This window comes from Sphingomonas sp. (assembly GCF_031361285.1).
Lineage (GTDB): Bacteria > Pseudomonadota > Alphaproteobacteria > Sphingomonadales > Sphingomonadaceae > Sphingomicrobium.
Genome location: NZ_JANMCO010000163.1, coordinates 1 through 9,660 on the forward strand (window position 1 = coordinate 1; position 9,660 = coordinate 9,660).

The window sequence follows — 9,660 nt, forward strand, 5'->3', positions numbered from 1 at the left end:
CACGTGGCCGGGGCCCTCGATCATCACCTGGACGTCGTGGCCCCACGCGACCTTGGTCAGCTCGCCGAGCGTGTAGAGCTCGGCGAACTGGGCTTCGTCATTGGCGTCGGCGATGCTGCCCGGGCGCAGGCCATCGCCCAATGAAAAGGCGATGTCATAGGCCTTCATGATCTCGCAAATCTCGTCGAAGCGCTCGTAGAGGAAGCTCTCGCGGTGATGCGACAGGCACCATTTGGCCATGATCGAGCCGCCGCGGCTGACGATGCCGGTGACGCGGTTGGCGGTCAGCGGGACATAGGGCAAGCGGACGCCGGCGTGGATGGTGAAATAATCGACGCCCTGCTCGGCCTGCTCGATCAACGTGTCGCGGTAGACCCCCCAGTTGAGGTCCTCGGCGACGCCACCGACTTTTTCCAGCGCCTGGTAGATGGGGACGGTGCCGATCGGTACGGGCGAATTGCGGATGATCCATTCGCGGGTGTCGTGGATGTTGCGGCCGGTCGACAGGTCCATGACGGTGTCGGCGCCCCAGCGGATCGACCAGACCATCTTGTCGACCTCGGCGGCGACGTCGGAGGCGACCGCGCTGTTGCCGATATTGGCGTTGATCTTGACCAGGAAATTGCGGCCGATCGCCATCGGCTCGCTCTCGGGGTGGTTGATGTTGTTGGGGATGATCGCGCGGCCCCTGGCGACTTCCGAGCGGACGAATTCGGGGGTGACGAAGTCGGGGATGGCGGCGCCGAAATCCTCGCCGTCTCGCGGCGTATTGAGCGCGGCTTCGCGGCCGAGGTTTTCTCGGGTCGCGACATACTCCATCTCGGGCGTGATGATGCCGCGGCGGGCGTAGTGCATCTGGCTGACGTTTTGGCCGGGCCTGGCGCGGAGGACGCGCTTGCGAGTGGCGGGGAAGGGCGCGACGCCGGCGTTTCTGCCGCTCGTTGCTGCCGCAGTCGCGGTGCCGTTCGGCCCCAATTGGCCGTTGTCCTCGGGGCGGGCTTCTCTCGCGGACATTTCCTCGACATCGCCGCGGGCGCGGATCCATGCCGCGCGCAGCTCAGGCAAGCCGGCCAAGATGTCGATGCGTGCCTGGGGGTCGGTGTAGGGGCCGCTGGTGTCATAGAGGTTGAGCGGCGGCTCGCCCGATGACGGCTCGAGATCGACCGCGCGCATGGCGACGCGGTTGGGGCCGACGAAGATCTTGCGGCTGCCGCGGATCGGCCCGGTGGTGACTTTGAGTTCGGTTCTTGCTGGCCTTTCGACTTCGCTCAAGACAGGTGCGTCGCCCATATCGGACTCCTCTTCCTCCGCCGGTTTCAACCGGATCAGGTTCGACGGGTCGGACGGGATTGCACCGCCCCTCTCAGCCATACGGCTCCCCGGGGGTGGCAGTGGCTTAGACAGTTTGGGGCGGAGGCGAAAGGGGCAAAGGGTCAGCCGCCGGTGTCGGTCCCGGCCTTGCGGCGCTCGGCCGGGGTCACCTTGCCATCCTTGTTGGTGTCGAGATTGTCGAAACCAGCCAGCGTGCGGCGCTTGAACTCGTCGCCGCTGATCTTGCCGTTCTTGTCGGTGTCGAGCAGCCGGACCAGCTGGGTCGCATTCTCGGCCGGCTTGGCGTCGATCTTGGGTGCCGCCACCGCATATTCCTCGATGCTGAGGCGGCCGTCCTTGTTGCTGTCGAGCTTGGCGAACGCGCGTTGCACCGCCTCGGCCAGCTGGGCCTTTTGGCTCGCGATCACCTGGGTTTCGACCGTCTGGAGTTCAGCCGACGTCAGGCCGCCGTCGCCGTTGGTATCGATCTTGGCAAACCGGGCGTCGAGCAGCTTGATGACTTCGGCGCGCGTGGTCGGCACCGTATCCGCGGCCCCGGCAGCCGGCGCGCCTTGCGCGGCGGCCGAAGTGGCGGCGGCAAGGCCAATCGCCGAAGCGATGAAAACTGGAATGCGAAGCACGTGAAATTCCCCTAGGTTGAGCGCCCACAGGCGCTTGTCTGATCGCGGGTTAGCCGCGGATGAATAAGGCCCCCGCTTTCCTTGCGCGCGGCGAGCGGGCAAAGGTTGCCGTGACCATGACCGTTTGCAACCTGCCATGACCGCTTTGTCCCATCTCGACCGGCTCGAGGCCGAAAGCATCCATATCATGCGCGAAACCGTCGCCGAAGCGGCGCGGCCGGTGATGCTCTATTCGATCGGCAAGGATTCGGCGGTCATGCTGCACCTGGCCAAAAAGGCGTTTTACCCGGGCCCGCTGCCGTTTCCGCTGCTCCACGTCGACACGACCTGGAAGTTCAAGGACATGTATGCGCTGCGCGACAAGGTCGCGGCCGAGCCGGGGATCCGCCTGATCATCCACAAGAACCCCGAGGCGGAACGCCAGGGCATCAACCCGTTCGACCACGGGCCGCGTCATACCGACATGTGGAAGACCGAAGGGTTGAAGCAGGCGCTCGATGCCCATGGCTTTGACGCGGCGTTCGGCGGCGCCCGCCGCGACGAAGAGAAGAGTCGCGCCAAGGAGCGGATCTTCAGCTTCCGCAATGCCAACCATCGCTGGGACCCCAAACAGCAACGGCCCGAGCTGTGGTCGCTGTACAATGTCCGCAAGGCCAAAAGCGAAAGCTTGCGCGTTTTCCCCTTGTCCAACTGGACCGAGCTCGACGTCTGGCAATATATCGAGCGCGAAGGGATCGAAATCGTCCCGCTGTATTTCGCGGCCGAGCGGCCGACGGTCGAGCGCGACGGCCTGATCCTGATGGTCGACGACGACCGATTCCCTTTGAACGGCGAGCAACCGGCGATGCGTGTCGTGCGGTTTCGTACCTTGGGTTGCTATCCGTTGAGCGGGGCGATCGAAAGCCAGGCCGCGACCGTTGCCGACATCGTCGCCGAGATGCTGCTCACCACCTCATCGGAACGGCAGGGGCGAGCAATCGACCGCGATGGCGGCAGCGCCAGCATGGAGCAGAAAAAGCAAGAGGGGTATTTCTGATGGAGCTCTTGCGCTTCATCACCTGCGGCAGCGTCGATGACGGCAAATCGACCCTGATCGGGCGGCTGCTGTACGACAGCCGGCAAGTCTCCGACGACCAGCTGGCCAGCCTTGAAGCCGACAGCAAGCTGGTCGGAACGCAGGGTGAAAGCCTCGATTTCGCGCTGCTGGTCGACGGCCTGTCGGCCGAACGCGAACAGGGCATCACGATCGATGTCGCCTATCGCTATTTCGCCAGCGCCACGCGCAAGTTCATCGTCGCCGACACGCCGGGCCACGAACAATATACTCGCAACATGGTGACCGGCGCCTCGACCGCCGAGCTCGCCGTGCTGGTGGTCGATGCGCGCAAGGGGGTGCTGACCCAGACGCGGCGCCACTCCTACCTTGCGCATTTGCTCGGCATCCGCCGCTTTGCGCTGGCGGTGACCAAGATGGATTTGGTCGATTACGACCAGGCCGCCTTTGAAGCGATTTGTGCCGATTACCGCCTGTTCGCCGACAACATCGGTATCGACGACTGGGTGGCGATCCCGGTGTCAGGCCTCAACGGCGACAATGTCATGACGGCCAGCGCCGCCACGCCCTGGTACAGCGGCCCGAGCCTGATCGAGCATCTCGACAGCGTCCCCGCCGGCACTAGCGACGATGCCACGAAACCGCTGCGATTGCCGGTGCAATGGGTCAATCGGCCCGACCAGGACTTTCGCGGGTTCGCCGGTCAGATCGCGTCGGGCAGCATGGGTCCAGGGGCCGAGGTGCGGATCCTGCCGTCCGGCCGCCTGACGCGGATCGCGCGAATCGTCACCCAAGACGGCGACCTCAATCATGCGGTCGCCGGTCAGTCGGTGACGGTGACGCTGGCCGACGAAGTTGATTGTTCGCGCGGCGACGTCATTGCCGCCGCCGCCGATCCGCCCGAGGCCGCCGACCAGTTCGAAGCGACGATCGTCTGGATGGATGAGGACGAGATGATCCCCGGCCGCGGCTATTGGCTGAAGCTGGGCACGCAGACCGTCACCGCGACGGTCCAGCAGCCGAAGTTTGAGATCAACGTCAACAGCCTCGAGCATCTGGCGGCGCCGACGCTGGCCCTCAATGCCATCGGCGTGGCCGAGATCGCCACCGACCGCGACGTGGTCTTCGAACCCTATGCGGTCCCTGGCTCCAGCCCCAATCGCGCGCTTGGCGGTTTCATCCTGATCGACAAGTTGACCAACGCGACGGTGGCCGCGGGGATGATCCATTTCGCGCTGCGGCGGGCAATCAACATCCACCGCCAGCATCTCGACATCAGCCGCGAGGTCCACGCCCGGATCAAGGGTCAGCAACCGGCGGTATTATGGTTCACCGGCCTGTCCGGCGCCGGCAAGTCGACCATCGCCAATCTCGTGGAGAAAAAGCTGGTGGCGTTGGGGCGTCACACGTTCCTGCTCGACGGCGACAATGTTCGCCACGGCCTCAACCGCGATCTGGGCTTTACCGAGACCGACCGGATCGAGAATATCCGCCGCGTCGGCGAGGTCGCGCGGCTGATGGCCGACGCCGGCCTGATCGTCTTGACCGCGTTCATTTCGCCGTTCCGGGCCGAGCGCGAGATGGTTCGGGCGATGCTCGGCGAGGATGAGTTTATCGAGATTTACATCGATACGCCGCTGGCCGAAGCCGAGAAGCGCGACGCCAAGGGCTTGTACGCCAAGGCGCGGGCCGGCGAGCTTGCCAATTTCACCGGCATCGACAGTCCATACGAACCACCCGAGGAACCGGAAATCCACATCGACACGCTTCGGTTGAGCGCCGAGCAGGCGGCGAACGCTATCGTCGAAAAATTGCTGAAGCGGGGCTAGCCTACCAGGTGTAGGCGAGGCCGATGGCACCAAGCCACTGGCTGGCGCTGCCCCGCTGCGACACGATCGGCGTGCGCTTGAAGTCGCCGACCAGGCGCGAATAATTGCCCAAGCCGAACAGCGACACGCCGTGCCGCAAGTCGCCGGACAAGGAGTAATTGGCAAGCAGGCCAAGCTTCCAGCTTTTCATGCCGCCGCTGGCGTTGAAGGCGGGCAGGCCGCTCAACGTGGCTTCTGTTGGCGACACGCTGAAATAATAATCGGCGAAGCGGTTGCTGACGAAATCGGCCGAGGCGGTCGCAACCACATAGACACTGCGTGACAACGGCGTGCTGAACTCGATGTTCGGCGAGAAGACCGTCGATTTGTGGGCATTGGCGATGTCATGAACGACATCGACCCGGACCCCGAGGCTGTCATAAGGGTTGGTCAGGCCCTTGAAGCTGACCCCGGCAAAACCGCCGACTTCGATCGCCGTCTTGCGGTCGGGCAGCAAATTGACCAGGACGTCCTTGATCTTGCCGGTCCGGTTAAAGCGGACGCCAGCGATCGGCCCGACATCGAAATCGACCTTGCCAGAGCCGTTGACGACATCGACGTAGAAATACAGGCCGCGAGTTGAGAAAGTGATGGTGCCGACCTTGCCGCGGATCGCGGCGGCGGGAATGAATTTATAGTCGTCGGAGCCTTCATAATCCGGGATGATCCCGCCGCCAGCGGCCACGGTTAAGCTGTTGCCGGCGTTGATTTCCTCCGGGCTGGGCAGCGGTTGCTGGTCTTGCGCGAACGCGGGTGTCGCACTGGCGGCGAGAAGCGCGAACAACAAGTGGCGACGCAGGGTCATCAATCGCCCTCGCCGGGGTCGGCGGTGAAATATTTCTCGAACTTGCCTTCCTCGCCCTTATGCTCGTCGGCGTCGGGCGGGCTGTCTTTCTTGCGCGTGATGTTGGGCCATTGGACGGAGAAATTGGTGTTCACCTCGAGCCATTTTTCCAGCCCGCTTTCGGTGTCGGGAAGGATCGCCTCGGCCGGGCATTCGGGCTCGCAGACGCCGCAATCGATGCACTCGTTGGGGTTGATGACGAGCATGTTCTCGCCTTCGTAGAAGCAGTCGACCGGGCAGACTTCGACGCAGTCCATATATTTGCAGCGGATGCAGGCGTCGGTGACGACATAAGTCATGGCGGTATCGTGCTCCCTGTATTGGATTGTCGCTAGGTCCGAGTGGTTTCCCCGTCAACGCCCAGCGGTTGGTGGTCATGGATGGCCAAGCCTGGAAAGTCGCCCAATTTAAGGGCGTTTTAACCTCGATTGCCGATGGTGGCGGTCAAGGGGACGCTTGTGGCGAACACGCATCCATTTTTGGCCGGGCGAACGGCGGTCGCAGCGCTGTTGCCGGGCCCGTCGCGGTGGCGGCAGGCGGGGGCGCTGGCGTTGCTGCTTAGCGGCGTGGCGATGGCGGCGATGCCGCGCGCGACGGCGGCGGCCAGTTCTCAGGAATTTCAGTGGCAGGCGCTGGCCATCGCGCCGCTGTCGGCCGGCGCGCGCACCGGCCTGCGGCTGGTGGCGACGCCAGCGGTCGAGCCGATCGACCTCGCGCCCGACCGGCCGACGGTCGAGTTGGCGATGACATTCGGAGCCGGCGATTCGATGCGCGCGCTGCTCGCCCGCGCCGGCGCGACCTATGCCGATGCCGGTAATGCCTCGGCGATGATTGCCGCCGCCGCGCCGCCGATTGCGCCTGGAACGCCGGTGTCGGTCGTACTCGGGCGCAAGACCGGCACCAGCCGGCCAGTCGAACGGATTGCATTGCGGGCTGGATTGGGGTTGAATCTCGCCATTGCCCGGGCCGGCAATGGCGCGCTGCAGCTGATCAAGCAGCCGATTCCAGTCGACAATCGCCCGTTGCGCGTGCGCGGGCGGGCCGGCGACGGGCTGTACTGGTCGCTGCGCGCAGCCGGCGTGTCGCCACAGGCGGCGGCCGAATATCTCCATGCGCTGGCGACCGAAATCGACGTTGGCAGCGACATCGGCGCCGACGACCGCTTCGACCTGGTCATCGCCAGCCGCCGCGCCGCCACCGGCGAGCGGCAAACCGGGCCATTGCTCTACGCCGGCATCGACCGCGCCGGCGCCCGCGATCTTGAACTGATCAAATGGGCATCGGGCGGCAATGCGACGTGGATTGATGCCGCCAATATCGGGCATCCGTCGGCGGCGGCGATGCTATGGCCGGTGCACGCCCCGATCACCTCCGGCTTCGGCCTTCGCTATCACCCGATCCTGCACTTCACGCGGATGCACAAGGGCATCGATTTCGGCGCCGCCTGGGGCAGCCCGATTGTCGCCGCTGCCGATGGCCAAATTGCCGCCGCAGGCTTTGCCGGCGGCTATGGCCGGCAAGTCCAGATCGCCCATGCCGGCGGCATTTTGACCAGTTACTCGCACATGAGCAGCATTGTCGCCGCGGCGGGCAGCTTCGTCCGCCAGGGTCAGTTGATCGGCTATGTCGGTTCATCGGGCCTGTCGACCGGCCCGCACCTCCACTACGAAGTCCATCAGAGCGGCGTCGCGGTCAATCCATTGAGCGTGCGGTTCGCCGGCACCACGGTCGCCGACAGCGGCACCGTCAACGCCATCAAGGCGCGGCTGAAAGCGCTGCTCAGCGTCGGCATGAAGGGCTAGATTGCGGCGCGAAGTTCGGTCGAAAGCTGGCAACCACGGATGGTGATGTGGCGGCAATTTGGGTCCGCGCGCGACGATCCCCGACAAGTAGCGGAAAAACCGGCGCTCGCTCGCCTTCGCAACAGCAGTTATGGGCACTGCGGTAACCCCGATTACCGGGTCCAGAGGAGCTGCTGCAAATGCGCGTTTCGGTCATCGGCCTCGGCCGCATGGGAGCAAATATTTGCCGCCGCCTGATGCGCGGCGGGCACGAAGTCGTCGGTTTCGATCGCAACCAGGACGCTGTCCGCCCACTTGTCGACGAAGGCGTGATCGGCGCGGCGTCGCTCGAAGACGCGGCGGCGCAGCTCCCTTCGCCCCGGATCTTCTGGGTGATGCTGCCCGCGGGCGCGCCGACCGAGGACACGATCGCCGCCCTTAGCGCCATCGCCCAGCCCGGCGATGTCGTGATCGACGGCGGCAACACCTTCTACAAGGACGACATCCGCCGATTCCGGGAATGCCGTGAGCGCGGCGTGCATTATGTCGACGTCGGCACGTCCGGCGGCGTGTGGGGCCTCGAGCGCGGCTATTGCATGATGATCGGCGGCGATAGCGACGTGATCAGGATGCTCGATCCGATCTTCGCTACGCTGGCGCCCGGCCTCGGCACCTTGTCGCGCACGCCGGGCCGCGAAGCGCGCGACGATCGCGCCGAGCGCGGCTACATCCATGCCGGTCCCGCCGGGTCGGGACATTTCGTCAAGATGGTCCACAACGGGATCGAATATGGCCTGATGCAAGCCTACGCCGAAGGCTTCGACATTCTCAAAGGCCGGGCTTCTGACAAGTTGCCTGACGACGAGCGCTTTACCCTCGATCTGCCGGATATCGCCGAAGTATGGCGCCGCGGCTCGGTGATTGCGTCCTGGCTTTTGGACCTGTGCGCCTATGAACTGGCGGGCGACAATGAACTCGCCCGGTTTTCGGGCCGGGTCGCCGACAGCGGCGAAGGCCAATGGACCATCGACGCGGCGATGGAAGAAGCGGTGCCGGTGAACGTCCTGTCGGCGGCGTTGTTCGCCCGCTACCGCAGCCGCAGCGATGAAAGATTCGCCGACCAGCTATTATCCGCGATGCGGTTCGGTTTTGGCGGGCATGTCGAAATGCCGCAATGATGTTGGCATTGGGTGGAGAGCGCGAACGCCCGAACGTCGCCTGTTAAAATCGGCGGCTCAGCGGCCGTGACCGCGCCAGCGCTTGATGGTGCGCTGGATGATGCCGGCTTCGTCGCCGGTCTGGCACCACAGGGATGCAAAGCTCGGGTCGGATGAAGCCGGGCGCTTTTCCGGCTCGAGATCGTCGAAGCGAACCCGCAGCGGAATGGCGACGCCTTCACCGCAAACGATGCATTCGCGGTTGCGCAAGGCCGGGATGGCGTCGAGGAAGCCGCGCGCGCCTTCGGGCATGGCGGCGCGGACGCAAGCCTGATCGCGGTCGTTGTTCAAACGCATGGCGATGATCGTGCCGCACTGCGACAGCACGCCTTCGGCCAAATCCGACGGCCGCTGCGTAATCAGGCCGAGGCTGACGCCATATTTACGGCCTTCCTTGGCGATCCGCTCGAGGATCCGACGCACCGCCTGGCCCGAACTGGCGTCGTCCTTGGGGACGTAGCGGTGGGCCTCTTCGCAAACCAGGAGGATCGGCCGCTGGGCTTCGGTCCGCGACCAGATAGCGTAATCGAACACCATCCGCGCCAGCACCGACACCACGACAGACGTGATTTCGGACGGGACGCCGGACACGTCGACGATTGAGATCGGCCGGCCATGGCTCGGCAGACGGAACAGCTTGGCGAGCAGGCTGCCCATCGTGTCCGACACCAGCATGCCCGAGAACATGAAGGAATAGCGCGGGTCGGCGCGAATTTCGTCGAGCTTGTTCTTGAGCCGCTGGAACGGCAGCACGTCGCCGGCACGGTCGAGCTTGCCCATTTCGTTGACCAGGATCGTGTTGAGATCGGTCAACAGATAGGGAATCGGCGAGTCGACCGTGACCTTGCCGAGCTGCTCCATATTCTTGCCCTTGGTCCGGGCTGCCAGCAGTAGCTTGGCGAGGATGTCGCTGTCGCGCTCGCGCTCGGCGCCTTGGGTGGTCA

The 9,660-nt window shown here is 64.7% G+C and carries 9 protein-coding genes and 1 riboswitch; of the genes, 4 read left to right on the forward strand and 5 right to left on the reverse strand.

Going from position 1 to position 9,660, the window contains the following annotated elements; genetic code table 11:
* Together thiC and RMO25_RS13010 are read right to left on the reverse strand one after the other, a co-directional pair.
* A partial coding sequence (gene thiC / locus RMO25_RS13005; RefSeq protein WP_309663027.1) for a phosphomethylpyrimidine synthase ThiC occupies positions 1-1,290 on the reverse strand: 1,290 nt, incomplete at its 3' end.
* Positions 1,286-1,392: riboswitch (TPP riboswitch) on the reverse strand. It overlaps the preceding gene by 5 nt.
* A gap of 41 nt (positions 1,393-1,433) precedes the next feature.
* Positions 1,434-1,952 (reverse strand): EF-hand domain-containing protein, encoded by a 519-nt coding sequence (locus RMO25_RS13010; RefSeq protein WP_309663028.1) that lies wholly within the window; start codon positions 1,950-1,952, stop codon positions 1,434-1,436.
* 136 nt (positions 1,953-2,088) lie between these two features.
* Between RMO25_RS13010 and cysD the strand changes: the two genes are divergently transcribed.
* The gene (gene cysD / locus RMO25_RS13015; RefSeq protein WP_309663029.1) at positions 2,089-2,988 is read left to right on the forward strand and encodes a sulfate adenylyltransferase subunit CysD; all 900 of its coding nucleotides are present in this window, start codon (positions 2,089-2,091) and stop codon (positions 2,986-2,988) included.
* Positions 2,988-4,835, forward strand: coding sequence for a sulfate adenylyltransferase subunit CysN (gene cysN / locus RMO25_RS13020; protein WP_309663030.1), 1,848 nt, complete (start codon positions 2,988-2,990; stop codon positions 4,833-4,835). Before cysD ends, cysN begins: the two co-directional genes overlap by 1 nt.
* 1 nt (position 4,836) lies before the next feature.
* On the opposite strand, the gene RMO25_RS13025 is transcribed toward cysN, so the two are convergent.
* Both RMO25_RS13025 and fdxA read right to left on the reverse strand, forming a co-directional pair.
* Complete coding sequence (locus tag RMO25_RS13025) at positions 4,837-5,679, reverse strand: MipA/OmpV family protein (RefSeq protein ID WP_309663031.1); 843 nt, start codon at positions 5,677-5,679, stop codon at positions 4,837-4,839.
* Positions 5,679-6,017: a ferredoxin FdxA gene (fdxA, locus tag RMO25_RS13030; protein WP_309663032.1), complete on the reverse strand. Its 339-nt coding sequence runs from the start codon at positions 6,015-6,017 to the stop codon at positions 5,679-5,681. Before fdxA ends, RMO25_RS13025 begins: the two co-directional genes overlap by 1 nt.
* Before the next feature lie 159 nt (positions 6,018-6,176).
* On the opposite strand from fdxA, the gene RMO25_RS13035 reads away from it, so the two are divergent.
* Together RMO25_RS13035 and gnd are read left to right on the forward strand one after the other, a co-directional pair.
* Positions 6,177-7,520, forward strand: coding sequence for a M23 family metallopeptidase (locus RMO25_RS13035; RefSeq protein ID WP_309663033.1), 1,344 nt, complete (start codon positions 6,177-6,179; stop codon positions 7,518-7,520).
* A 179-nt stretch (positions 7,521-7,699) separates the two neighbouring features.
* On the forward strand, positions 7,700-8,677 hold the full coding sequence (gnd, locus tag RMO25_RS13040) for a phosphogluconate dehydrogenase (NAD(+)-dependent, decarboxylating) (protein WP_309663034.1): 978 nt from the start codon (positions 7,700-7,702) through the stop codon (positions 8,675-8,677).
* A 57-nt stretch (positions 8,678-8,734) separates the two neighbouring features.
* Here gnd and RMO25_RS13045 read toward each other — a convergent pair.
* Positions 8,735-9,660: helicase HerA domain-containing protein (locus RMO25_RS13045; RefSeq protein ID WP_309663035.1), on the reverse strand; the 926-nt coding region annotated here is incomplete at its 5' end.